General features: G+C 65.4%; 21 protein-coding genes and 1 pseudogene. 15 read left to right on the top strand and 7 right to left on the bottom strand.

Features of this window, described 5'->3' with window-relative positions; genetic code table 11:
• Positions 1–3: 3 nt before the first annotated feature.
• The 3 genes from ABIA40_RS09005 to ABIA40_RS08995 all read left to right on the top strand — a co-directional run bounded on the left by ABIA40_RS09005 (position 4) and on the right by ABIA40_RS08995 (position 3,464).
• On the top strand, positions 4–1,305 hold the full coding sequence (locus ABIA40_RS09005) for a dihydroorotase (RefSeq protein WP_404546192.1): 1,302 nt from the start codon (positions 4–6) through the stop codon (positions 1,303–1,305).
• 47 nt (positions 1,306–1,352) lie between these two features.
• On the top strand, positions 1,353–1,949 hold the full coding sequence (gene plsY / locus ABIA40_RS09000) for a glycerol-3-phosphate 1-O-acyltransferase PlsY (RefSeq protein ID WP_404540670.1): 597 nt from the start codon (positions 1,353–1,355) through the stop codon (positions 1,947–1,949).
• Between the two features lie 309 nt (positions 1,950–2,258).
• Entirely contained in the window at positions 2,259–3,464 is a 1,206-nt protein-coding gene (locus tag ABIA40_RS08995) for a patatin-like phospholipase family protein (RefSeq protein WP_404540667.1), read from the top strand.
• Here ABIA40_RS08995 and ABIA40_RS08990 read toward each other — a convergent pair.
• Positions 3,456–4,700 (bottom strand): amidase, encoded by a 1,245-nt coding sequence (locus ABIA40_RS08990; protein ID WP_271538139.1) that lies wholly within the window; start codon positions 4,698–4,700, stop codon positions 3,456–3,458. The two genes, ABIA40_RS08995 and ABIA40_RS08990, sit on opposite strands and share 9 nt — an antisense overlap.
• A 91-nt stretch (positions 4,701–4,791) precedes the next feature.
• Here ABIA40_RS08990 and dprA point away from each other — a divergent pair, with 91 nt between their 5' ends.
• On the top strand, positions 4,792–5,934 hold the full coding sequence (dprA, locus tag ABIA40_RS08985) for a DNA-processing protein DprA (RefSeq protein WP_404540664.1): 1,143 nt from the start codon (positions 4,792–4,794) through the stop codon (positions 5,932–5,934).
• A 139-nt stretch (positions 5,935–6,073) separates the two neighbouring features.
• Here the strand turns inward: dprA and ABIA40_RS08980 are convergent, their stop codons facing one another.
• Positions 6,074–6,514: a helix-turn-helix domain-containing protein gene (locus ABIA40_RS08980; protein WP_271538143.1), complete on the bottom strand. Its 441-nt coding sequence runs from the start codon at positions 6,512–6,514 to the stop codon at positions 6,074–6,076.
• 83 nt (positions 6,515–6,597) lie between these two features.
• Here ABIA40_RS08980 and ABIA40_RS08975 point away from each other — a divergent pair, with 83 nt between their 5' ends.
• Positions 6,598–7,206, top strand: coding sequence for an FMN-dependent NADH-azoreductase (locus ABIA40_RS08975; protein ID WP_271538146.1), 609 nt, complete (start codon positions 6,598–6,600; stop codon positions 7,204–7,206).
• 61 nt (positions 7,207–7,267) lie between these two features.
• On the opposite strand, the gene ABIA40_RS08970 is transcribed toward ABIA40_RS08975, so the two are convergent.
• Positions 7,268–8,041 (bottom strand): SDR family oxidoreductase, encoded by a 774-nt coding sequence (locus ABIA40_RS08970; protein ID WP_271538148.1) that lies wholly within the window; start codon positions 8,039–8,041, stop codon positions 7,268–7,270.
• A 110-nt stretch (positions 8,042–8,151) separates the two neighbouring features.
• Here ABIA40_RS08970 and ABIA40_RS08965 point away from each other — a divergent pair.
• Positions 8,152–8,629, top strand: a pseudogene (locus tag ABIA40_RS08965) (winged helix-turn-helix transcriptional regulator).
• 20 nt (positions 8,630–8,649) lie between these two features.
• On the opposite strand, the gene ABIA40_RS08960 reads toward ABIA40_RS08965, so the two are convergent.
• Together ABIA40_RS08960 and ABIA40_RS08955 are read right to left on the bottom strand one after the other, a co-directional pair.
• Positions 8,650–8,925: a hypothetical protein gene (locus ABIA40_RS08960; protein ID WP_271538151.1), complete on the bottom strand. Its 276-nt coding sequence runs from the start codon at positions 8,923–8,925 to the stop codon at positions 8,650–8,652.
• Between the two features lie 117 nt (positions 8,926–9,042).
• On the bottom strand, positions 9,043–9,282 hold the full coding sequence (locus ABIA40_RS08955) for a hypothetical protein (protein WP_036025554.1): 240 nt from the start codon (positions 9,280–9,282) through the stop codon (positions 9,043–9,045).
• Between the two features lie 228 nt (positions 9,283–9,510).
• On the opposite strand from ABIA40_RS08955, the gene topA reads away from it, so the two are divergent.
• From topA to ABIA40_RS08915, 8 genes are all read left to right on the top strand, one after another.
• A complete protein-coding gene (topA, locus tag ABIA40_RS08950; RefSeq protein WP_271538154.1) occupies positions 9,511–12,267 on the top strand; it encodes a type I DNA topoisomerase in 2,757 nt (918 codons plus the stop codon).
• Between the two features lie 20 nt (positions 12,268–12,287).
• On the top strand, positions 12,288–14,636 hold the full coding sequence (gene rnr / locus ABIA40_RS08945; protein ID WP_404540658.1) for a ribonuclease R: 2,349 nt from the start codon (positions 12,288–12,290) through the stop codon (positions 14,634–14,636).
• Entirely contained in the window at positions 14,630–15,070 is a 441-nt protein-coding gene (locus ABIA40_RS08940; protein ID WP_271538157.1) for a DUF983 domain-containing protein, read from the top strand. The genes rnr and ABIA40_RS08940 overlap by 7 nt, the downstream gene beginning before the upstream one ends.
• Before the next feature lie 29 nt (positions 15,071–15,099).
• Positions 15,100–15,852 (top strand): NUDIX domain-containing protein, encoded by a 753-nt coding sequence (locus ABIA40_RS08935; protein ID WP_271538158.1) that lies wholly within the window; start codon positions 15,100–15,102, stop codon positions 15,850–15,852.
• Between the two features lie 263 nt (positions 15,853–16,115).
• The gene (locus tag ABIA40_RS08930; RefSeq protein WP_404540655.1) at positions 16,116–17,435 is read left to right on the top strand and encodes an LLM class flavin-dependent oxidoreductase; all 1,320 of its coding nucleotides are present in this window, start codon (positions 16,116–16,118) and stop codon (positions 17,433–17,435) included.
• Positions 17,436–17,561: 126 nt separating this feature from the next.
• Positions 17,562–17,729, top strand: a complete 168-nt coding sequence (gene rpmG, locus ABIA40_RS08925; RefSeq protein ID WP_007603295.1) for a 50S ribosomal protein L33 — start codon at positions 17,562–17,564, stop codon at positions 17,727–17,729.
• A gap of 352 nt (positions 17,730–18,081) precedes the next feature.
• Positions 18,082–18,312 carry a DUF3551 domain-containing protein gene (locus tag ABIA40_RS08920; RefSeq protein WP_271538160.1) on the top strand — a complete coding sequence of 77 codons (231 nt, stop codon included), beginning with the start codon at positions 18,082–18,084 and terminating at the stop codon, positions 18,310–18,312.
• The gene (locus ABIA40_RS08915) at positions 18,219–18,572 is read left to right on the top strand and encodes a DUF3551 domain-containing protein (RefSeq protein ID WP_404540652.1); all 354 of its coding nucleotides are present in this window, start codon (positions 18,219–18,221) and stop codon (positions 18,570–18,572) included. Before ABIA40_RS08920 ends, ABIA40_RS08915 begins: the two co-directional genes overlap by 94 nt.
• 170 nt (positions 18,573–18,742) lie before the next feature.
• On the opposite strand, the gene ABIA40_RS08910 is transcribed toward ABIA40_RS08915, so the two are convergent.
• Together ABIA40_RS08910 and ABIA40_RS08905 are read right to left on the bottom strand one after the other, a co-directional pair.
• Complete coding sequence (locus ABIA40_RS08910; RefSeq protein ID WP_271538164.1) at positions 18,743–20,161, bottom strand: amidohydrolase family protein; 1,419 nt, start codon at positions 20,159–20,161, stop codon at positions 18,743–18,745.
• Between the two features lie 345 nt (positions 20,162–20,506).
• Positions 20,507–21,745, bottom strand: coding sequence for an MFS transporter (locus ABIA40_RS08905; protein WP_271538166.1), 1,239 nt, complete (start codon positions 21,743–21,745; stop codon positions 20,507–20,509).
• A gap of 130 nt (positions 21,746–21,875) precedes the next feature.
• On the opposite strand from ABIA40_RS08905, the gene ABIA40_RS08900 reads away from it, so the two are divergent.
• The gene (locus tag ABIA40_RS08900) at positions 21,876–22,484 is read left to right on the top strand and encodes a TetR/AcrR family transcriptional regulator (protein WP_333919199.1); all 609 of its coding nucleotides are present in this window, start codon (positions 21,876–21,878) and stop codon (positions 22,482–22,484) included.
• Positions 22,485–22,487 lie beyond the last annotated feature (3 nt).

The raw sequence follows: 22,487 nt of genomic DNA, 5'->3' as shown, positions 1-22,487 counted from the left end.
CCGATGTTGACCGATCGCCGCCCCATCCTGCTGGCCAATGCCCGCGTCGTCGATCCCTCCAGGGATTTCGACGGACTCGGCGACGTCCTGATCGCCGACGGCAGCATTCGCGAGACCCGCCGCGGCATTGGCGCGGCCGGCGTCCCCGAGGGCACCGACATTGTCAATTGCTCCGGCAAGATCGTCGCACCCGGCCTGATCGACATGCGCGCCTTCGTCGGCGAACCCGGCTTCAGCCACCGCGAGACCTTTGCCACGGCGAGCCAGGCGGCTGCGACCGGCGGCATCACCACCATCATCTGCCAGCCCGACACCTCGCCGGTGATCGACAATTCGGCGACGGTCGATTTCGTGATGCGCCGCGCCCGCGACACCGCGATCGTCAACATCCAGCCGATGGCCGCCCTCACCAAGGGCATGCACGGCCAGGAGATGACCGAGTTCGGCTTGCTCAAGGCCGCTGGCGCCGTCGCCTTCAGCGATGGCGCCAGAAGCGTGACCAATGCGCAGGTGATGCGCCGCGCGCTGACCTATGCGCGCGATTTCGACGCGCTGATCGTGCATTACACCGAAGACCCCGATCTCGTCGGCGAAGGCGTGATGAACGAGGGCGAGTTCGCCTCGCGGCTCGGCCTGATGGGCATCCCGAATGCCGCCGAGGCCGTGATGCTGGAGCGCGATCTGCGCCTCGTCGCCCTCACCGGCGGCCGCTATCACGCGGCGTCGCTGACCTGCATCGATTCCCTCGACATCCTTCAGCGCGCGCGCGATGCCGGGCTCGCCGTCAGCGCCTCGGTCTCGATCAATCATCTGGCGCTGAACGAGAACGACATCGGTCCTTACCGTTCGTTCCTGAAGCTGTCGCCGCCGCTGCGCACCGAGGACGACCGCCGCGCCCTGGTGGCGGCAATCGGCTCCGGTCTGCTCGATGTCATCATGTCCGACCACAATCCGCAGGACGTCGAGGGCAAGCGCCTGCCGTTCGCGGAAGCCGCGCCCGGCGCCGTCGGGCTCGAGACCATGCTGCCGGCCGGCCTGCGGCTGGTGCACAATGGCGAGATCGAGCTGAAGACGCTGATCCGCGCGATGTCGACCCGCCCGGCCGAGCTGCTCGGGCTGTCGGGCGGAACCCTGCGCGCCGGCAGCCCCGCGGATGTCATCGTGATCGACCCCGACGTGCCCTGGGTGGTCGATCCCGCCGACCTCAAGTCGCCCTGCAAGAACACCCCGTTCGACGAGGCCCGCTTTACAGGCCGGGTGGTGCGCACCATTGTCGGCGGACGAACGGTATATGAGCATGTCTGACGTGCGGCTTCGTTCGACGTGGAGAATGGGCCTTTGGAGATGCCGCCATGGCGCTTGAACCGTTTCTGCCGGTGGCTTTCGTCATCGGCTATCTCCTCGGCTCGATTCCGTTTGGGCTGATCCTGACCAGGCTCGCGGGCACCCAGGATATCCGCTCGATCGGCTCCGGCAGCATCGGCGCCACCAATGTGCTGCGCACCGGACGCAAGAGCCTCGCCGCGGGCACCCTGCTGTTGGACGCCCTCAAGGGCACCGTGGCGGTGGTGATCGCCGGCTACATCGCAGGCCCCTATGCCGCAATGGTAGCCGGGCTCGGCGCTTTCCTCGGCCACCTCTTCCCGGTCTGGCTGAAGTTCAAAGGCGGCAAGGGCGTCGCGGTCTATATCGGCATCCTGCTGGGGCTGTTCTGGCCGGGCGCCGTCGTGTTCTGCCTGCTCTGGCTGGCGACCGCCTTCACCACCCGCTATTCCTCGCTCTCGGCGCTGGTGGCGGCATTCATCACGCCGATGTTCCTGTGGTGGTTCGGTCATCTCGCATTGTCGGCACTTGCCGCCGTGCTGACCCTGCTGTTGTTCTACGCGCATCGCGAGAACATCAAGCGCCTGCAAGCGGGCAAGGAAAGCCGGATCGGCGAGAAAGCCTAGAGCATGATCCGGAAAAGTGCGTAGCGGTTTTCCGAAAAGATCATGCTCAAACAATAACCTAAAGCGCGATGACGATTCCTAATCGCATCGCGCTTTAGAGCGCTTTCGGGCGAAGTGAATGCCGGTTCGCGTCAAGAAGACGCGTCAACAAGTATCTGAGGTCGGAAAAAGTACGGATACTGCCGCACCCCTTCCGCATTATATGCCAAATCCTGTTCGCAATTGCCGTGCGAGTCACGGCAGGCTGTAGCGAACGGGTTCCATGCCTGTCATCCTGACACGGGAAACGGCGTTAGGCGGTTGCTCAGAATGAGCGAGAAGATTGTCGGCGTGAATGACGGGATCGGCTCGCTCGGTGCTTCCGGCACTGCAGCAAGCCGGCTGCTCTCGGCGACCAATATCTGGTCCGACGCGCCGCTGCCCCCGCCTGCCCCCGTTTCGCGGCCAGCGCAGCAGCCGGAGCCTACCGTTAAACCTGACGCTCCACTTGACATCGTCGTCGCCAAGGCTGCACCGGCCGCGCCCGCGCGGGCTCGTTCCGACCAATGGCCGCCGCGAAAGCTTTCGCTGGCGCTGCAGGGCGGCGGCACCTTTGCGGCCTTCACCTGGGGCGTGCTGGAGCGCCTGCTCGAAGAGACGTCCATCGAGATTGACACCGTCAGCGGCGCCAGCGCCGGCGCCATCAATGCGCTGCTGCTCGCTTGCGGCCTGGCCGAAGGCGGCCGCGAAGGCGCCCGTTCCAGGCTGAACCGGTTCTGGGTCCGGCTGATGCACGAGGCCTCGTTCCGCTCACTGATGCTGATCGGCGGCTTTTCGCCGGCGGGAAGCTCGGTCGCGTTCGGCCCGACCCTGCGCTCCGGGCAGTTCGATCCGTTCGACCTCGATCCGCTGCGGCAGGCGGTCTCCCGCGACATCAACTTTTCCGTCCTGCGCCATGCGCGGTGCCCAAAACTGCTGATCGCGGCGACGCGGATCCGCGACGGGCAGCAGCAGATTTTCGGCAACGAGGCCATCACCGCCGACGTCGCGCTGGCCTCGACCTGCCCTCCGCTGGTCCATTGTGCGGTCGAGATCGACGGCGAGGCCTATTGGGACGGCGGCTTTGGCGGCAATCCGCCGCTGCTGCGCCTGGTGCAGGACACGGCGGCAACGGATCTGCTGCTGGTCCAGGTCACGCCAACGCGCGACAGCTACGTGCCGATCACGCTCGCCGCGATCGACCGCCGGCTCGACCAGATCGCGGCCAACGCCGCGCTCAAGGCCGAGATCGCCGCGATCGAATGGGCGCAGTCGCACATGACCTCTCCGCTGCGGCTCACGAGGATCGCGGCGGAAGACTCCGTTGACGGTCTGGCGCAGCGCTCATCCACCGATCTCGGCCGCGGCTTTATTCGCCTGCTGCACCGGAGCGGCCGCGCAGCCGCCGAGCAATGGCTCGGGCAAGGCGCGGGCGCCGGCGCGGCGCCCTCAGCGCCCGCTCAGGCCCTCGCTCCTTCCGAACCTGTGCTAGCCTGATTTTGCCAACGCGTCCTCCAGGAACCAGGCCACCGCGAGCGCCAAAGGATCGTTGCCGAAGCGTGCGATCACCTGCACGCCAACAGGCAGGCCACCGACCTTCAGCACCGGCACGTTGACGCAAGGATTGCCCATCAGCGTCCACAGCCGGTTGTAGCGCGGATCGCCGGTGCTCGCGAGCTCCTTGGCCGGCGCAGTGCCGGGCGCGGAATAGGTCAGCAGCACGTCGACGCTTTCGAACAATTCACTGAGCTCGCGGCGGCCGCGACGGCTGATGCGGCGCGCCTCGTCATAGTCTTTCGGCGTCAGCCCGACCGTCGCATCGAGACTGGCGCGCAGCATTGGCGCGATCTCGTCGTGACGTTCCGAAAACTCCCAGGCGAGCGCGCGATGCGCTTCATAATCCTGGATGATCGGGTGGATGCGCCAGGCCTCCTGCACCGCCTCGGGCAGATCGATGGTCTGCACCTTGGCACCGGCGCGCATCGCCGCCTTGATCGCAGCCTGCAGCCCCTCTTCGGCCGCCGGCTCCACGGCGCCTGCGAACTCCTGCCTGACCACACCGATGCGCGGCGACTTCGCCGGGGTGATACCGGAGAATTCCGTGCGCCCCGTCATCGCCAAGAGACCGCGCGCAAGATCCTCCGCGCGGGCGCCGAACAGGCCGACCGTGTCGAGCGCCCACGAATAGCACTTGACGCCGACGGTCGGCAGCATCCGGAACGACGGCTTGATCGCCGCCGTTCCGCAATAGGCCGCCGGCCGGATCACCGAGCCGCCGGTCTGAGTACCCAGCCCCAGCGGGATCATGCCGGCGCCGACGGCCGCCGCCGAGCCCGAGGACGAGCCGCCGGGCGAATGCGCCGTATTGTGCGGATTGCGCGTCGGCGTCGGATCGCGCGAAGCGAATGCTGTGGTCGTGGTCTTGCCGATGACGGTGGCGCCCGCCCGCTTCAGCATCATCACCACCGGCGCATCAGCGCGCGGCTGCCAGCCGCGATAGATCTCCGAGCCCATCTCGGTCGGCATGTTGGCGGTGTCGATGATGTCCTTGATGCCGACGGCAATGCCGCGCAGCGGGCCCGAGGCTTGCGCCTTCGCGGATTTGTCGTGCCGGACGAAAGCCTGAACGTCCTTCTCCTTGGCTTCGATCGCCGCATGCGACTGAGCGATGGCGGCGTCGGGCGAAAGCTCCCCCGCTTCGATGCGGCGCTGGAGGTCGGCAAGTGAGATCATGGCAACATCCTTCTTATTGCGATCGCTTTTAGCATCGCAGCGAGGTCGTGCAAGCGTACGTCCCTGTTGCGCAACGCCCTCAGGTTGTTCCATGCTGTCCCTGCAAGGAGCCGCCGTGGACGCCATCAACAGAAGCGTGGAGCTGACCGAGGCCGAGCGGATCGACCGCCTGCGGCTGATCCGTTCCGACAATGTCGGGCCGCGCACCTTCCGCTCGCTGGTCGATCATTTCGGCAGCCCACGCGCCGCGCTGGAGCGGCTGCCTGACCTTGCCCGGCGCGGCGGCGCGGCGCGATCGGGGCGCATCTGCAGCCCGGATGAAGCAAAGGCCGAGCTCGCCGCGAGCCGCAAGTTCGGCATCGCCTGGCGCGCGCCCGGCGAGGACGGCTATCCGGCGCGGCTGGTGATGATCGACGATGCGCCGCCGCTGCTCGCGGTGCGCGGCGACACCAAATCCCTGATGCGGCCGATGATCGCGATCGTCGGCTCGCGCAACGCCTCCGGCGCCGGACTTAAATTCGCCGGCCAGCTCGCGCGCGAGCTCGGCGAAGCCGGCTTCGTCGTCATCTCCGGGCTCGCCCGCGGTGTCGACCAGGCCGCGCATCGCACCAGCGTCAAGAGCGGCACGATCGCCGTACTCGCCGGCGGCCATGACTGCATCTATCCGCCCGAGCATGGCGACCTGCTCGCCGCGATTCTGGATCACGCCGGCGCTGCGATCTCCGAGATGCCGCTCGGCCACGAGCCGCGCGCTCGCGACTTCCCCCGTCGCAACCGCCTGATCTCGGGCGCTTCGCTCGGCGTCGTCGTGGTCGAGGCGGCGCACCGCTCGGGCTCGCTGATCACGGCACGCATGGCGGCCGAACAGGGCCGCGAGGTGTTCGCCGTTCCGGGCTCGCCGCTCGATCCGCGCGCCGCCGGCACCAACGACCTGATCAAGCAGGGCGCAACGCTCGTCACCGAAGCTGCCGACATCATCAACGCGGTTCAGCCGATCATGGAGCGGCCGCTGATGCATCCCGCGGGCGAGCCCGACAGCGAACCGTTCGAAAGCGATCCGCAAAGCCATGATCGCGACCAGATCACCGCCCTGCTCGGCCCAGCCCCTGTTACGATCGACGACCTCGTCCGGATGTCCGGCGCCTCGCCCGCGATCGTACGCACCGTGCTGCTGGAGCTCGAGCTCGCCGGCAAGCTGGAACGCCACGGCGGCGGATTGGTGTCGCTGGTTTAGCGTCGTCCCCAGTTGTCATTCCGGGGCGCGACGAAGTCGCGAGCCCGGAATCCATTTCATCCACTTGATCTGCGGCCAAATGGATTCCGGGCTCCCTCGCTCCGCTCGGGCCCCGGAATGACGAAATGGAGGCCGTACGCTAACCTTCCTTGCGCTGGTCGAACCGCGTTCGTGCCGCCTCGATCTGCTCCAGATGCGCGATCGCCCATTCTCCGAGCGCTTGCACCGGCTGCTGGAGGCCGCGGCCGAGATCGGTCAGCTCATAATCCACCCGCGGCGGGATGGTCGGAAAGATCGTGCGCGTGACGAGGCCGTCGCGCTCGAGGCCACGCAACGTCAGGGTCAACATCCGCTGCGAGATGCCGTTGATCATGCGCTTGAGCTCGTTGAAGCGCTTTGGCCCGTCGCTCAGCATCATGATGACGAACACGCTCCACTTGTCGCCGACGCGGGACAGCACGGAGGCGACCCCGCGGCAGTCCGCATGGTTGGGATCCGGCATGGGCCTGGTATCCGGCCTCGGATTTGGCCGCGGCGGAGCAGGCAAATCGGTGTGCGCAGGTTTCAATGATGTGCCCATGGCTCAAAAAAGTGCGTTCTTGCGGGGATTTCGATAGTCACACATGTAGCGCTGGTTACAAACTTATACCAGGGTGACCCCACATGAAACTCCTCCATGTCGACTCCAGCGTGCTCGGCCCCCACTCCGTTAGCCGGCAGGTTTCCGCCGCCATCGTCGACCGGCTCCGGCAGGCGACGCCCTCGCTTCAAGTCGTCTACCGCGACCTGACCGAGACGCCGCTCGCCCACCTCTCCGGCTCGCACCTCGCCGCCGCGCAAGGCGCCGCCGCGCCGGCGGAACTCGGGCCCGACCTTGCCGCAAGCGCGGCGGCGCTGGAGGAGTTCCTGGCCGCCGACATCGTCGTGATCGGCGCGCCCATGTACAATTTTACCATTCCGAGCCAACTCAAGGCCTGGATCGACCGCATTCTCGTGGCGGGGAAGACTTTCAAGTACGGCGCGGCCGGGCCGGAGGGACTCGCCGGCGGCAAGCGCGTGATCGTGGCCATTTCGCGCGGCGGCCACTACGGCGCAGAGACGCCCTACGCAGCCGGCGAGCATCTCGAAACCTATCTGCGCTGGGTGTTCGGCTTCATCGGTATCACCAGCGTCGAATTCATCCCGGCTGACGGCATCCAACTCGGGCCGGAGCACCGCGAGAAGGCGATCGCCGGTGCGCTCCAGTCGGCAACAAGCCTGCGCGCGGCCTAGCCGCGGCTAACGCGTCGGGCGCAACGCGAATGTTGCGCCCGAGCAGGTTCGCTTGATGTGATCAGCCGCGATAGATCGGCGCGCCGCTCGGCGAGGCCACCGCGCCGCCGTCGACGAAGATTTCCTGGCCCTGCACATGCGCGGAATCATCGGAGGCGAGGAACAGCACCGTCTTCGCCACGTGATCGGTCTCGCCGATGCGGCCGAGCGGCGTCGACAGCGCGATCCGCTTCTCGAACACCTTTTCGGCTTCCGGCGTCGCGGTCGCGGGTCCCCAGATCGGGGTGCGGATCGCGCCCGGCGCGACCACGTTGACGCGAATGCCGCGCGGCGACAGTTCTGAGGCCATGATCCGCGCCATCGCCCGCACGCCGGCCTTCGCCGCGCCGTAGGCCGAGTAGCCGGGAATGCCGAGCACCGAGATCACCGAGCCGTTGAGGATGATCGAGGCGCTGTCCTTAAGAAAAGGCAACGCGGATTGAACGGTGAAGAACACGCCGGTCAGATTGGTGCTGATCACCTTCTCGAACACCTCTGGTGTCGCCGATCCCAGCGGAGTGCCGCCGGCGATGCCGGCATTGGCGAACACGATGTCGAACTTGCCGAATTTCTCCGCGCCCTGCTTGATCGCAGCTTCCGTCGCCGCGATGTCCGTCGCGTCGGCTGGCAGCGCGAGCGCGTTCGGCCCGAGCTCTTTCGCGGCCGCGGCCAGCGTCTCCTTGTTACGCCCGGTGATCACCACCTTGGCGCCCTCGGCCACGAACAGTTTTGCCGTCGCCAGCCCGATGCCGCTATTGCCGCCGGTGATCAGCGCCGTCTTGTCCTTCAGTCTCACGCTCGCCTCCAGTAGTTGCATGATGAAACCATATTGCGATTTAGGCCATATGGTTTTATGATGCAACCACACAAGCGCGTGATCGACTGAACGCGACCGGATGGACGACGATGGTGAAACGAACGAGCTTTGCCGGTGATGCCTGCCCGATCGCGCGGTCGCTTGAGGCGCTCGGCGACTGGTGGTCGCTCTTGATCATCCGCGAGGCGCTGTTCGGCGTCCGCCGCTTCGGCGAGTTTCAGAACAAGCTCGGCATGGCCAAGAACATCCTGGCGGCGCGGCTGCGATCGCTGGTCGACCACGGCATTCTGGAAACCGCCCCCGCCTCCGACGGCAGCGCCTATCAGGAATATGTGCTGACGACGAAGGGCAGCGGGCACCTTCCCGATCCTGGTCGCGCTGCGGCAATGGAGCGAGGAGTTCGACGACCACCCGGAGGAGATCGCGACCATCCTGGTCGATCGCGCGAAAGGCCGTCCGGTGAAGAAGCTGGAAATGCGCGCCGATGACGGCCGCCTGCTCAGCCCCGCCGACACCACCCTAAAGCCGCGGCCGGCGCGGCGACGAAGGTCGGCCGAAGCGAACTAGTCTGGCGAAGCTGAGCTTCGCTAGCATCCGACCAGGCTGGCTTTGCGGACGGTTTTCAGGCGGTTTGCGCGTTGATGCCGCCCGAACTGGACGTCGTAGCTCAGGTCATAAACACAGCCGACCTTCATGGCGGCGAAATCTGCGTTCCGCTCGATCATGTAATGACCGGAAGGCTCTGTCATGAGATAGACACGGCCGGGCTCGGCCCAGGCTTGATCGACGCCGCGATAGATCACCCGGTCGGTCGAGCCGGTAGCCGCAAACCAGAGGATCAACCCTCCGATCAAGGCCGCCATGATGACGAGGCTACGAATGTCGTTGCGGAGCTTGTCAGCCAGGGTCGAGAGATTGGACGCGCTATTCACGCTTGGTTGGTCGCGGGTCGAGCGCGGCAGTTCAATTCGTCCAGCCTGTCACGACAGCTTGCGCTTGGTCCGTAGCCGCAGATGCTCGTCGGCCTCGAGCTTGGTCATGCCTAGGAGGTAATGCAGCACGTCCAGCTTGTGGCGCTCGGCCAGCTTACGTAGGGCCCCCGTTTGCTCGGCGATGAAGGCCACGGCCTCGTCCGCACCGCCCTCCCCCGGTTCCTCGTGACGCGTGCCCCCCGGCGCGCCGGACCCGGCGCGCGCCCGTTTTTTTCCTGGCTTGGTCACCAGTACCCCACCCGAATCCATGCCCCGACAGGACATTACGCCCACATCAACCGCAACTCCAAGGTGGTATTCTGCAACTTTTTCGATATGAAACTTTTCCCATTGCGGCGCCTTTCAACACCCCACGATTTGACAGGGGGCCGCTCACCACCCATGTTCGGGTCGAAACGGCCGACCCGAGTCCTTTCGTTTTCGGCCCAAGATTTTCCCGTAAGCCACTGGAACTAAATGAATATCGTCATTGTGGAGTCGCCGGCGAAAGCCAAGACGATCAACAAATATCTGGGCTCGTCCTATGAGGTTCTGGCCTCGTTCGGCCATGTCCGCGATCTCCCGGCGAAGAACGGTTCCGTCGATCCCGACGCCAATTTCAAGATGATCTGGGAGGTCGACCCCAAGGCGGCCGGCCGGCTCAACGATATCGCGAAGTCGCTGAAGGGCGCCGACCGCCTGATTCTCGCCACCGACCCCGATCGCGAGGGCGAAGCCATCTCCTGGCACGTGCTGGAGGTGATGAAGGAGAAGCGCGCGCTGAAGGATCAGAAGATCGAGCGCGTGGTGTTCAACGCCATCACCAAGCAGGCCGTCTCGGAGGCGATGAAGCATCCACGCGAGATCGACGGCGCCCTGGTCGACGCCTACATGGCGCGCCGCGCGCTCGACTATCTGGTCGGCTTCACTCTCTCCCCCGTGCTGTGGCGCAAGCTGCCGGGCGCCCGCTCGGCCGGCCGCGTGCAGTCGGTGGCGCTGCGCCTCGTCTGCGACCGCGAGCTCGAGATCGAGAAGTTCGTGCCGCGCGAATATTGGTCGTTGATCGCGACCCTGCTCACCCCGCGGGGCGATGCCTTCGAGGCGCGCCTCGTCGGCGCCGACGGCAAGAAGATCCAGCGCCTCGACATCGGCACCGGCGCGGAAGCCGAAGACTTCAAGAAGGCGCTGGAACTGGCGACTTACGCGGTCACCGCGGTCGACGCCAAGCCGGCCCGTCGCAATCCGCAGGCGCCCTTCACCACCTCGACGCTGCAGCAGGAAGCCAGCCGCAAATACGGCTTTGCGCCGGCGCACACGATGCGCATCGCCCAGCGTCTTTATGAGGGCATCGACATCGGTGGCGAGACCACCGGACTCATTACTTATATGCGTACCGACGGCGTGCAGATCGCCCCGGAGGCGATCACCCAGGCGCGCAAGGTGATCGGCGAGGACTACGGCAACGCCTACGTGCCGGATAGCCCGCGCCAGTACCAGGCCAAGGCCAAGAACGCCCAGGAAGCGCACGAAGCGATCCGCCCGACCGACCTCTCCCGCCGCCCCGACAGCATGAGCCGCAAGCTCGATGCCGATCAGGCCAAGCTGTATGAGCTAATCTGGAAGCGCACCATCGCGAGCCAGATGGAATCCGCCGAGCTCGAGCGCACCACCGTCGACATCACGGCGAAGGCCGGCTCCCGCACCCTGGAGCTGCGCGCCACCGGCCAGGTCGTCAAGTTCGACGGCTTCCTCGCGCTCTACCAGGAAGGCCGCGACGACGAGGAGGACGAGGATTCGCGCCGCCTGCCCGCGATGAGCCCGAACGACGCCCTGAAGCGGCAGAGCCTGTCCGTCACCCAGCATTTCACCGAGCCGCCGCCGCGCTTCTCGGAAGCTTCACTAGTCAAGCGTATGGAGGAGCTCGGCATCGGCCGGCCCTCGACCTATGCCTCGATCCTGCAGGTCCTGAAGGACCGCGGCTACGTCAAGCTGGAGAAGAAGCGTCTGCACGGCGAGGACAAGGGCCGCGTCGTGGTCGCCTTCCTCGAAAGCTTCTTTGCCCGCTATGTCGAGTACGACTTTACGGCGAGCCTCGAAGAGCAACTCGACCGCATCTCCAACAACGAGATCTCCTGGCAACAGGTTCTGAAGGACTTTTGGACCGGCTTCATCGGCGCCGTCGACGACATCAAGGAGCTGCGCGTCGCCCAGGTGCTCGACGTGCTCGACGACATGCTGGGCCAGCACATCTATCCGCCGCGCGCCGATGGTGGCGATATCAGGCAGTGCCCGAACTGCGGCACCGGCCGGCTGAACCTCAAGGCCGGCAAGTTCGGCGCCTTCGTCGGCTGCTCGAACTATCCGGAATGCCGCTACACCCGTCAGCTCGCCGCCGATGGCGAGGCGACTGCTGACCGTTCGCTCGGCCAGGATCCCGACACGGGTCGCGATGTCTGGGTCAAGGCCGGCCGCTTCGGCCCCTACATCCAGCTCGGCGAGCAGAAGGATTATGAAGAAGGCGAGAAGCCCAAGCGCGCCGGCATTCCGAAGGGCACCTCGCCCAGCGACGTCGATCTCGAGCTCGCGCTGAAGCTGCTGTCGCTGCCGCGCGAGATCGGCAAGCATCCGGAGACCGGCCAGCCCATCACCGCGGGCCTCGGCCGCTTCGGACCGTTCGTGAAGCACGAGAAGACCTATGCCAGCCTCGAGGCCGGCGATGAGGTGTTCGACATCGGCCTCAATCGTGCCGTGACGCTGATCGCGGAGAAGGTTGCCAAGGGCCCGAGCCGCCGCTTCGGCGCCGATCCCGGCAAGGCGCTCGGCGATCATCCGACGCTCGGCACGGTCACCGTGAAGAGCGGCCGTTACGGCGCCTATGTCACCGCGGGCGGCGTCAACGCGACCATCCCGGCCGAGTTCGAGAAGGACACCATCACGCTGCCGCAGGCGATCGCGCTGATCGACGAGCGCGCCGCCAAGAGTGGCGGCAAGGCCAAGAAGGCGGCGAAGCCGACCAAGGCCAAGAAAGCGTCAGAGAAGGCTGCGGACGGCGAGGACGCCGCACCGAAGCCGAAGAAGCCGGCTGCGAAGAAAGCCTCGGCCAAATCCAAATCCGAATCCACCAGCAAGGCGCGCGCCGCCGTGCCGTCGACCGCAAAGACGTCGCCGACCAAGGCAGCTGCCACCAAGAATCCGGCAAATACTCCGGCCAAGAAGAGTGCCGGCAAGACCTGAGATCAAGAATTAGAGGTTAAGTGAAACCAAAGAGAGACCGTGGCTTTCCCGACAGACAAGCCATCGTCGCCTTCATCAAGGCAAATCCAGGAAAGGTCGGGACTCGGGACATCGCGCGCGAGTTCGGCCTGAAGAACGCCGATCGCGCCGAGCTCAGGCGCATGCTGCGCGAGCTCGCCGACGACGGCATCATCAAGAAGAAGCGCCACAAGGTCTCCGAGCCGGACGCGCTGCCGCCGACGCTGCTCGCCGACATGACCGGCCGCGACTCCGATGGCGAGCTGATCGCCTCCCCCGCCGAATGGGACGAGGTCGAGAACGGCGAGCCGCCGAAGATCCTCATCGAGATGCCGCGCCGGCCGAGGCCCGGCACCGCCGCCGGCGTAGGCGACCGCGCGCTGCTGCGCGTCGAGCGCAGCGATGACGACGAAGGTCCCCCCTATCGCGGCCGCATCATCAAGGTCATCGACAAGGCCAAGAGCCGCATCCTCGGCGTCTTCCGCAGCCTGCCCGAGGGCGGCGGCCGGCTCGTTCCCGTCGACAAGAAGATGGCGGACCGCGAGCTGAACATCGCCAAGACCGACACTAGCGGCGCTGAGGATGGCGACCTCGTCAGCGTCGACATCGTCCGCAGCCGCGGCTTTGGCCTCGCCTCCGGCCGGGTCAAGGAGAAGCTCGGCTCGGTCAAATCCGAGAAGGCGATCAGCCTGATCGCGATCTACGCCCACGACATTCCGCTGCAATTCTCCTCCGCCGCCGAGCGCGAGGCGGACGCGGCGGAGCCGGCCAATCTGAAGGGCCGCGAGGACTGGCGCGACGTCCCGCTCGTCACCATCGATCCGCCCGACGCCAAGGATCACGACGACGCGGTGCATGCCGAGCCCGATCCGGATCCCAACAACAAGGGCGGCTTCATCGTCAACGTCGCCATCGCCGACGTCAGCTTCTACGTGCGGCCAGGCACGGCGCTCGACCGCGACGCGCTCGACCGCGGCAACTCGGTCTATTTCCCCGACCGCGTCGTGCCGATGCTGCCCGAGCGCATCTCCAACAATCTCTGCTCGCTGGTGCCCGGCGAGCCGCGCGGCGCGCTGGCGGTGCGCATGGTGCTCGGCCCCGACGGCCGCAAGCGCTCGCACAGTTTTCATCGCATCCTGATGCGTTCGGCCGCCAAGCTCGCTTATGCGCAGGCGCAGGCCGCGATCGACGGCCGGCCTGACGACACCACCGGCCCCCTGCTCGATCCGATCCTGAGGTCGCTCTATGCCGCCTATGCCTGCGCCAAGCGCGCACGTGACGAGCGCGATCCGCTCAATCTCGACCTGCCCGAGCGCAAGATCCTCCTGAAGAGCGACGGCACCGTGGACCGCGTCGTGGTCCCCGAGCGTCTCGATGCGCACAAGCTGATCGAGGAGTTCATGATCCTCGCCAACGTCGCTGCAGCGGAGACATTGGAGAAGAAATCGCTGCCGCTGATCTACCGCGTGCACGACGAGCCGACCTTGGAGAAGGTTCACGCGCTCGCGGAATTCCTGGAGACGCTGGACGTTCCCTTCGCCAAGTCCGGCGCGCTCCGCCCGACCACGTTCAACCGCGTGCTGGCTCAACTCGAAGGCCACGACTATTACCCGCTGGTCAGCGAGGTGGTGCTGCGCGCGCAGGCGCAGGCTGAATATTCCTCGGAGAATTACGGTCACTTCGGCCTGAACCTGCGCCGTTATGCGCATTTCACCTCGCCGATCCGCCGCTATGCCGACCTCGTCGTGCACCGCGCGCTGGTGCGTGCGCTTGGCCTTGGCGAAGGCGCCCTGCCCGACAGCGAGACGCCGGAAAGCTTGAGCGAAGTCGCCGCGCATATCTCGCTGACCGAGCGGCGCGCCATGAAGGCGGAGCGCGAGACCGTCGACCGCCTGATCGCCCATCACCTCGCCGACCGCATCGGCGCCAGCTTCCAGGGCCGCGTCTCCGGCGTCACCCGCGCCGGCCTGTTCGTGAAGCTCAGCGAGACCGGCGCTGACGGGCTGATCCCGATCCGATCCCTCGGCACGGAATATTTCAACTATGACGAGAGCCGCCATGCCCTCGTCGGCACGCGCAGCGGCACCATGTACCAGCTCGGCGACGTCATCGACGTCCGCCTGATCGAGGCCGCTCCGATCGCGGGCGCACTGCGCTTCGAGCTGCTGTCGTCGGAGAGCGACGGCGGGCCGCGCGAGCGCAGGCCGCTCCGTCCGCAGCGCAAATCGTCCAAGCCGCATCCGGGGCGCAGCCCGGAGCGAAAACGCAAGCCGGAGAAGCAAAAGTCCGGCAAGGGAAAGAAGGCCAAAGGAAAGAACAAAGGCAAGGGCAAGAAGGGCAAGGCGTGGTGACGATGAGGACGGCCCCGAAAATCTGGACGCGCGAGAGCGGCCTCGTCGAGAAGCGCGACGTCTGGTCGGCAATGAAGCGCGGCTTCCGCGGCCGCTGCCCGCGCTGCGGCGACGGCAAGCTGTTCCGCGCCTTCCTGAAGACCGCCGATCATTGCGCCAGGTGCGGCCTCGACTTCACCCCGCATCGCGCCGACGATCTGCCTGCCTATCTCGTCATCGTCATCGTCGGCCACATCGTGGTGCCGGCCATCCTCTGGATCGAGACCAATTATTCGACCCCGGTCTGGCTCAGCTTCGCGGCCTATCTGCCCTTCACCTTCGTCGCCTCGCTCGCGCTGCTGCAGCCCGTGAAGGGAGCTGTGGTCGGCTTGCAATGGGCTCTGCGCATGCACGGGTTTGACGACAACCCTCCCGATGGTATTCCGCCTGTGTAAACACGTACAAGAACAGTTCGGGTGAGGACATGACCGATATTTCGCAGGCCGAGGAGAAGACCAGGGTTCACGAGGAGAAGGAAGCCGACCATCATCCTTACTTCCGCCCGAAGGATGCAGCGACGCTGATCCTGGTCGACCGCAGCGGCGCCATTCCGAAAGTGCTGGTCGGCAAGCGCCACGACAAGGTGGTGTTCATGCCGGGAAAATTCGTCTTCCCGGGCGGGCGCGTCGACAAGGCCGATTATCGCGTACCCTGCGCTGCGCCGATCACCGCCGAGCTGGAAGCCAATCTCGCCAAGGGCAGTCCGAAGACGCCGGCCTCGCGCGCGAAATCGCTCGCCATTGCCGCCATCCGCGAAGCCTGCGAGGAGACCGGCCTCTGCCTCGGCCGCAAGGCCGAAGGCAAAGTGCCGAAGCTCGAAGGCCCCTGGCAGCCGTTCGCGGATGCGGGCCTGCTGCCTGATCCCTCCAGCCTGTTCCTGATCGCGCGCGCGATCACCCCGCCCGGCCGCGTCAAGCGCTTCGACACGCGTTTCTTCACCGCCGATGCCTCCGCGATCACCCACCGCGTCGAGGGCGTGATCCATGCCGATGCGGAGCTGGTCGAGCTGGTCTGGGTCGAGCTCGGCTCAAAACCGCTCGCCGACCTGCATCCGATGACGCGCAACGTGCTCAACGAGCTCGACACCCGCCTTGCCACCGGCCCGCTCCGCCACGACGCGCCGGTGCCGTTCTTCCACTTCTACGGCGGCAGGATGCAGAAGGATATTTTGAGCTAGGCTTCGAGGTGCCAAGCCCTCGTTCGTCATCCAGCGCGGCTCTCTCCTCCGTCATTCCGGGGCGCGCGCAGCGCGAGCCCGGAATCCATTCATCCATTGTCTCCGCAATTCGATGGATTCCGGGTTCGCGCCAAGAGGCGCGCCCCGGAATGACGTGCTGAGAGAGCATCGAAAAACAAAATAATCTTCCCGTCTCCCCCAATGGCGGAGTTCCGCTGCGTCCCTATGTCTTTGCGAGCGTCACCAAGAACGGACACCGGTCGATGGCACAACTCAAGCTTGGCGCGTTCATGCGCCCGATCAGCATCCACACCGGCGCCTGGCGCTATCCCGGGGCCTGGCCCGACGCCAATTTCAATTTCGGCCACATCAAGACGCTGATCCGAAAGCTCGAGGCCGGCAAGTTCGACGCCTTCTTCATGGCCGATCACCTCGCCGTGCTGAACATGCCGATCAACGCGCTCAAGCGCAGCCACACCGTGACCTCGTTCGAGCCGTTCACGCTACTATCGGCTTTGTCAGCCGTGACCGAGCGCATCGGCCTGATCGCGACCGGCTCGACCACCTTCGACGAGCCCTATCACGTCGCGCGCCGCTTCGCCTCGCTCGACCATCTCAGCGGCGGCCGCGCCGGCTGGAATATCGTCACCACCTCGAACCCGGACGCGGCGCTGAATTTCGGCCTCGACGATCATATGGAGCACGCCGAGCGCTACAAGCGCGCCCGCGAGTTCTACGACGTCGTCACCGGTCTCTGGGACTCCTTCGCCGACGATGCCTTCGTGCGCGACGTCGAGAGCGGGCTGTTCTTCGATCCCGCCAGGATGCAAACCCTCGACCACAAGGGCAAATACTTCAAAGTGCGCGGCCCCCTCAACATCGCCCGCCCCGTGCAAGGCTGGCCCCTGATCGTGCAGGCCGGCGCCTCCGAAGACGGCAAGCAGCTCGCCGCCGAGACCGCGGAAGCGGTGTTCACCGGCGGCGGCAGCCTCGCCGATGGCCAAAAACTCTATGCCGACATCAAGGGCCGCATGGAGAAGATCGGCCGTGACCCCGAGCACCTGAAGATCCTCCCCGGCGCCTTCGTCGTCGTGGGCGACAGCGTGGACGAGGCCAAGGAGAAGCGCGCTTTGCTCGACAGCCGCGTGCATTACGACAGCGCCATTGCCTCGCTCTCCGTCATCCTCGGCACCGATGCCTCCGGCTTCGATCCCGATGGGCCGCTTCCCGAAATCCCCGAGACGAATGCCAGCAAGAGCGGCCGGCAGCGCCTGGTCGATCTCGCCGCCCGCGAGAAGCTCACCGTGCGCCAGCTCGCCCAGCGAGTCGGCGGCTATGGTGGGCTGTCCTTCGTCGGCACCGCCAGGACCATCGCCGACCAGATGGAGGAATGGCTGGTCGGGCGCGGCTCGGACGGCTTCAACATCATGTTCCCGTTCCTGCCCGCCGGCCTCGACGATTTCGTCGACAAGGTGGTCCCGGAGTTGCAGAAGCGCGGGATTTTCCGCAAAGAGTATGAAGGGCCCACTTTGAGGGAGAATCTGGGCCTGCCGCGGCCGAAAAACCGGTTCTTTGCGGCCTAATGGGCCCGATTTGAGCAGTTTCCGCAGCCTGAAACCTTGACTTCCCGCCGTTTCTGACTAGGTTGCCGGCCAACGCGGGCCGTTTGGCCGGCTCCAGATTCCCCCTGATATTCTGAGGTTCAGAACATGGCCAAAGCGGTCACCATCAAGGTCAAGCTCGTGTCCTCGGCCGACACCGGCTTCTACTACGTCGCCAAGAAGAATTCGCGCACCATGACCGACAAGCTGGTCAAGAAGAAGTACGACCCGGTCGCGCGCAAGCACGTCGAATTCCGCGAAGCCAAGATCAAGTAAGATCGCGGCGTAGCGCTAAGGATTTTTGCGGGGCCCTTGCGGGCCCCGTTGTCGTTTCGGCGCACGTGCCCCGGGGCCAAGCTATCGGGCGCTGCGCTGCATCGAGAGCACGAGACCAAACTGATGTGCTCCTGACGTCTCTGCAGAAGGATCTGGATTGCTTCGTCGCAAAAGGCCCTCACTGACGGCGCGTGGCGACAACACCGCTCGCACGCCTCTGCGAGCGCCTACCTGCGACACTCCGGCGCGAGATAGGAACCCGCTTGAGCCATCATTGTTGAGCCACGATCATCGAGCGGCTATCTTTCGAGAGTGAACCTCTTGCGCCGCTCAGACATGATGGGAGAATCGCATGCGCACCGCCCTACTCATCGTCGTCATGGTCATCGGATTTTCTTCCGCAGCAAAGGCTGAGCGTGAATATCCCTGGTGCGTCTTTGGCGGGCACCTCGGCTATCCCGGCGAATGCATGTATTCGACGCGAGAACAATGCCTGGCGTCGGCGTCCGGGCGATGGAACATGTATTGCGATGTGAACCCACGCGTGAGGTTCAAGCAGCCGCCTCCGCCCCGGCAGCGCTGATCGTGGTGCGCACGCTTGCCTGTCTCCTCTTCGTCTTGATCACCATGTCCGCGCCCAGTCCAGCCGCAGCGCAGCGGTTCGGCGGCAACTCGCCGGTATGCCTTCAGAGCTGGAAACGGGGCGGCATCACCTGGATCTCGTGCCAGTATCGTTCATGGGACGAGTGCAGAGCGAGCGCCGCGGGCCAGTCGGCAATGTGCCTGGAAAACCCCTACGTGCAACAGCCGCCCCAGCCACGCCGCAGCCCGCATCCCCGATAGAGGCGGTCGCGGAAGGGAAGCGTCAGGCAGCGATTGTCGGAGCATTCGCCGGCACCGGTACGATGTCGTGCTCAAGCATGATCTGGAAAAGTGCGAAGCGGCTCCGGAAAGATCATGCGTGAACGACAACCTAAAGCGCGATGATGATTCATCCCTAATCTCATCGCGCTTTAACGGGCGAGCGCATCCTTGTAGATAATCCCATCTTTCATGATGACCCTGAAATTGTTGGCGGGGTCGGCAAGAAGGCCGATATTGTCCAGGGGATTTCCGTCGACGAGCAGCAAATCCGCGAGCGCGCCCTGCTCCACGACGCCGAGTTTGCCGGGATAAGGATTCCGCTTGCCCGATAGCGCCAGCAGTTCGGCGTTCGTCGATGTCGCCATCGTCAGCGCTTCGGCGGGCGTGTACCAGCGAGCGAGCGAGGCCAGGATGGCCCCCTGTTGGCGCGCGAGCGCTGCAGAGAACAGGACGTCGGTGCCCCACGCCGTCTTGATCTTGTACTTCTTCGCCAACTCGTAGGACCTGACTATGCCGGGCCAGACCTCATCCGCCTTGGCTCGCTGGACCGAGCCTACAGGAAAGCCCAGCCTCAAATCGTCGGGGAGAGGCTGTAGACTCAGCCATACACCCTTCTCCGCCATCAGCTTCGCTGTTGCCTCGTCCATCAGGAAGCCGTGCTCGATACACTTCACCCCAGCCGCAATGGCTCCCCGAATGGCAGCAGGCGTAAAGGCATGCGCAGCGACATAGGTGCCCCAGTTCTCGGCCGCTTCGACGGCGGCGCGTATTTCCGGTTCGGTGAAGGTGGTCACGTCGATCGGACTGAAAGGCGACGACACCCCGCCGCCAGCCGTCAACTTGACTTGGGAGGCGCCTTGCATGAGCTGTTCGCGGACACGGACGCGGACCTCGTCGGGACTGTCCGCAACCATTGCCCCGCCGGTCTGTTCCATGCGGCTGAGCATGCCGCCGATCGTCCGCGGCAGGTCGGTAAGCTGGCGGAAGTCGCCATGCCCACTCGTGACCGTAATGATCGCGCCGGACGGAAAAATGCGCGGCCCCTTGATGATACCCTCGTCGATGGCGCTCTTGAGCCCGAACACCGGCCCGCCCACGTCTCGAACGCTGGTAAAACCGCGCATCAGAGTGTGCGCAGCCTCGTCGCCAGCGACAAGATTGACGTAGCCGACGTCGCCGAGCGACTGTTCCGGCGTCACTCGGATCAGCATCGCATGCCAATGGTTGTCGATGAGGCCGGGCATCAACGTGCGCCCGCCGCCTTCGATGATGCGAATCTCCGCCGGGCTATCCACCGCTATCGGCTGGAGCGAGATTGATTCTATCTTGTTGCCGCGCACCAAGACGTTGGAGGAGGCAGACAGCGTGGCGCTCTTGCCATCGAAGATGCGGACGTTCTGAAAGAGCGTGCCCGCGCCACCGGTCTGAAGCGCTTGCTGCGCCAGGCTCGCTCCACCGGGCCAGGCCGAGAGCATGACTGCGATCGACAGCGAGCGACATGTTACGCTGATCGGCGGTCGGATGCGCCGCGCACTGTACAACGCATTCAAGAGAGTTCCTGCCATCATCGCGCACGGCCCCTCTCCGAACGAAATGTCGCGCGGCCCCTTGAACGCAACGTAAAAGACGAGGCCTTCGCTTCTCGTTCGCGAAGACTACTGTAGCGTGTAACCATTCATAATGAAACGACAAGTGATTTGACGCAACGGGGCTGTCGAAGGCATCGCCGAAACGTCGCGGCAGGAGCAGGCCAGGTAACTTCAGTGCGTAAATTCGTATCAATGTTGGTGATGTGGCCGAGAAAGCCGATCGGCTTTCTCGTTCGGAACATGCTCGTCACATGGGCCGTACTGGCCATCTGCTACGCGAACTTGCCTTGGTCCCGGCTGCGCGCGATTTCGACCGCAGCCCTGCTACGCCGTCCGCAACACCGGCGCCGGCGGCTGCGACGGCTTGATCAGCGCGAACGCGACCTGCACGATGCCGCCGGCAAGGCCCAGCGCGACGCCGATGCGCCAGGCCATGGTGTAGGAGCCGAGCGCGTCGTAGAGCAGCCCGCCTCCGTAGGCGCCGAGGAAGCTGCCGATCTGGTGGCTCATGAAGGCGAGGCCCTGGATCATCGCCTGCCAGCGCAGGCCGAACATCTCGGCGACCGCGCCCGCGACCAGCGGGCCGACGCCCATCCACAGAAAGCCCATGATCGCGCCGAACAGCAGCGTCGAGAACGGGCTTGCCGGCAGCATGAAGTACCAGGCGAGCGCGAGCGAGCGCAGGATGTAGATCCCGCCCAAGAGCGCCAGCTTGTTCCAGCGTTGGCCGGCCCAGCCGAAGAACAGCGAGCCCAGCACGTTGAAGCCGCCGATCATGCCGAGCGTCTGCGCGCTCAGCATCGGATCGAGGCCGCAGATCGCGAGATATGACGGCAGGTGCGTGGTGAGGAACACGAGCTGCATGCCGCAGACGAGATAGGCGCAGGTCATCACCACGAAGGAGGCATTGCCGAACGCGGTCCTCGCCGCGGCTGCAGCCGTGGCATCATCGATCTCGTCGGCCGCCGGCTTCGGCAACGGAATCTTGTCGACGCGCCCGGCATACCAGGCCGCAGGGATCATCAGCACCGACATGATGACGAAGCCGGCAAGCCCGACGCGCCAGCCAAAGCCCTCGTTGAGCATCTGCCCGATCGGCGCCGACAGCAGCGCGCCGAGCGAGCCCGCGCCGGAGACGATGCCGAGCACGGTCGAGCGCACCGTCTCTGGCACCGCACGTGCCGCCACCGACATCGCGATCGCCGCCGCGGTGCAGGCGAGCGAGGTCCCGATCAGCACGCCCGCGCCGATCATGATGCTGAGAAGCCCATTCGCCGTTGCCATCAGCGCGAGGCCCGCGATGTACATCAGCGCGCCCGCGATCATGATCGGTCGGAAGCCGTAGCGCACGGTGAGTGCACCGGCGGGCGGCTGCAGGAAGCCCCAGGCGAGGTTTTGCACGGCCAGTGCAAGCGTGAAATCCGAGATCGAAATGTGGATGTCGTGCGTCAGCGGCTGCATGAAAATGCCGAGCGACTGCCGCAGCCCCATGCTCAGCGTCAGCATGATCGAGGCGCCGATCAGGATCGGCAACGTCGGACGCAGGACCTGCAGCAGGGGCATTTTTCTTCTCCCTTTTGGGCGCGGCACGCGTGCCGTCGTCTGCTTTTGCCGATGTTTTTGGGTACACAGACCTGTCTACTTAGGCTATAGATGGAAGCGGCTGTCAAGCGAACAGGACGCATTCCGCTGCATGGCTCCCCCGCCTGCCCCACAGACGATGAAAGAGCGGATCCTTCAGACCGCCGACAAGCTGTTCTATCTGCAAGGCATTCGCGCCATCGGCGTCGACACCATCGCGGCCGAGGTCGGCATCAGTAAGCGCACGCTCTACAATCACTTCCCGTCCAAGGACGCGCTGATCGCGGCCTATCTCGAGCGCCGCTTCGTCAGCGCACGCCCCTCCGACAAGCCGCCCGCCGAGCAGATCCTCGCAACGTTCGATTCGCTGGAGCGACGCTTCGCGGCGAAAGACTTTCGCGGCTGCCCGTTCGTCAACGCGGTCGCCGAGCTCGGCCCCGCCGACCGCGCCGTGAAGAAGATCGCGATCGCCTTCAAGGAAAGCCGCCGCCTCTGGTTTCGCGACCGCCTGACCGAGCTCGGCGTCGCCGATGCGGAAGCTCTCGCGACACAGCTGGTGCTGCTGGTCGACGGCTCCATCGCGCAGGACTTGGTGCGTGACGATCCCGCGATGGCAAGGGCCGCGAAGGAAGCGGCGAAGGTGTTGTTGCGGAATGCGGGGGTGGATGTGGGCGAGGATGCGAACCCGGCGGAGAAACGGAGCAAGCGCGCTCCAGACTAACCG

The sequence above is a fragment of the Bradyrhizobium sp. USDA 223 genome, assembly GCF_044909005.1.
Classification (GTDB): Bacteria; Pseudomonadota; Alphaproteobacteria; order Rhizobiales; family Xanthobacteraceae; genus Bradyrhizobium; species Bradyrhizobium yuanmingense.
The sequence above is the reverse complement of the archived record's forward strand: the minus strand, read 5'-3'. Positions and strand labels throughout refer to the sequence as shown.

Excerpts from the sequence above, each read along its gene's own strand:
- ABIA40_RS08910 (WP_271538164.1), bottom strand. The coding sequence starts at position 20,161 with ATGATGGCAGGAACTCTCTTGAATGCGTTGTACAGTGCGCGGCGCATC.
- ABIA40_RS08915 (WP_404540652.1), top strand. The coding sequence starts at position 18,219 with ATGCCTGGCGTCGGCGTCCGGGCGATGGAACATGTATTGCGATGTGAA.
- plsY (WP_404540670.1), top strand. The coding sequence starts at position 1,353 with ATGGCGCTTGAACCGTTTCTGCCGGTGGCTTTCGTCATCGGCTATCTC.
- ABIA40_RS08995 (WP_404540667.1), top strand. The coding sequence starts at position 2,259 with ATGAGCGAGAAGATTGTCGGCGTGAATGACGGGATCGGCTCGCTCGGT.
- rpmG (WP_007603295.1), top strand. The coding sequence starts at position 17,562 with ATGGCCAAAGCGGTCACCATCAAGGTCAAGCTCGTGTCCTCGGCCGAC.
- ABIA40_RS08960 (WP_271538151.1), bottom strand. The coding sequence starts at position 8,925 with ATGGCGGCCTTGATCGGAGGGTTGATCCTCTGGTTTGCGGCTACCGGC.
- topA (WP_271538154.1), top strand. The coding sequence starts at position 9,511 with ATGAATATCGTCATTGTGGAGTCGCCGGCGAAAGCCAAGACGATCAAC.
- ABIA40_RS08905 (WP_271538166.1), bottom strand. The coding sequence starts at position 21,745 with ATGCCCCTGCTGCAGGTCCTGCGTCCGACGTTGCCGATCCTGATCGGC.
- ABIA40_RS08975 (WP_271538146.1), top strand. The coding sequence starts at position 6,598 with ATGAAACTCCTCCATGTCGACTCCAGCGTGCTCGGCCCCCACTCCGTT.
- ABIA40_RS08990 (WP_271538139.1), bottom strand. The coding sequence starts at position 4,700 with ATGATCTCACTTGCCGACCTCCAGCGCCGCATCGAAGCGGGGGAGCTT.
- ABIA40_RS08920 (WP_271538160.1), top strand. The coding sequence starts at position 18,082 with ATGCGCACCGCCCTACTCATCGTCGTCATGGTCATCGGATTTTCTTCC.
- ABIA40_RS08900 (WP_333919199.1), top strand. The coding sequence starts at position 21,876 with ATGGCTCCCCCGCCTGCCCCACAGACGATGAAAGAGCGGATCCTTCAG.
- dprA (WP_404540664.1), top strand. The coding sequence starts at position 4,792 with ATGCTGTCCCTGCAAGGAGCCGCCGTGGACGCCATCAACAGAAGCGTG.
- ABIA40_RS08930 (WP_404540655.1), top strand. The coding sequence starts at position 16,116 with ATGGCACAACTCAAGCTTGGCGCGTTCATGCGCCCGATCAGCATCCAC.
- ABIA40_RS08935 (WP_271538158.1), top strand. The coding sequence starts at position 15,100 with ATGACCGATATTTCGCAGGCCGAGGAGAAGACCAGGGTTCACGAGGAG.
- ABIA40_RS09005 (WP_404546192.1), top strand. The coding sequence starts at position 4 with ATGTTGACCGATCGCCGCCCCATCCTGCTGGCCAATGCCCGCGTCGTC.
- ABIA40_RS08980 (WP_271538143.1), bottom strand. The coding sequence starts at position 6,514 with ATGGGCACATCATTGAAACCTGCGCACACCGATTTGCCTGCTCCGCCG.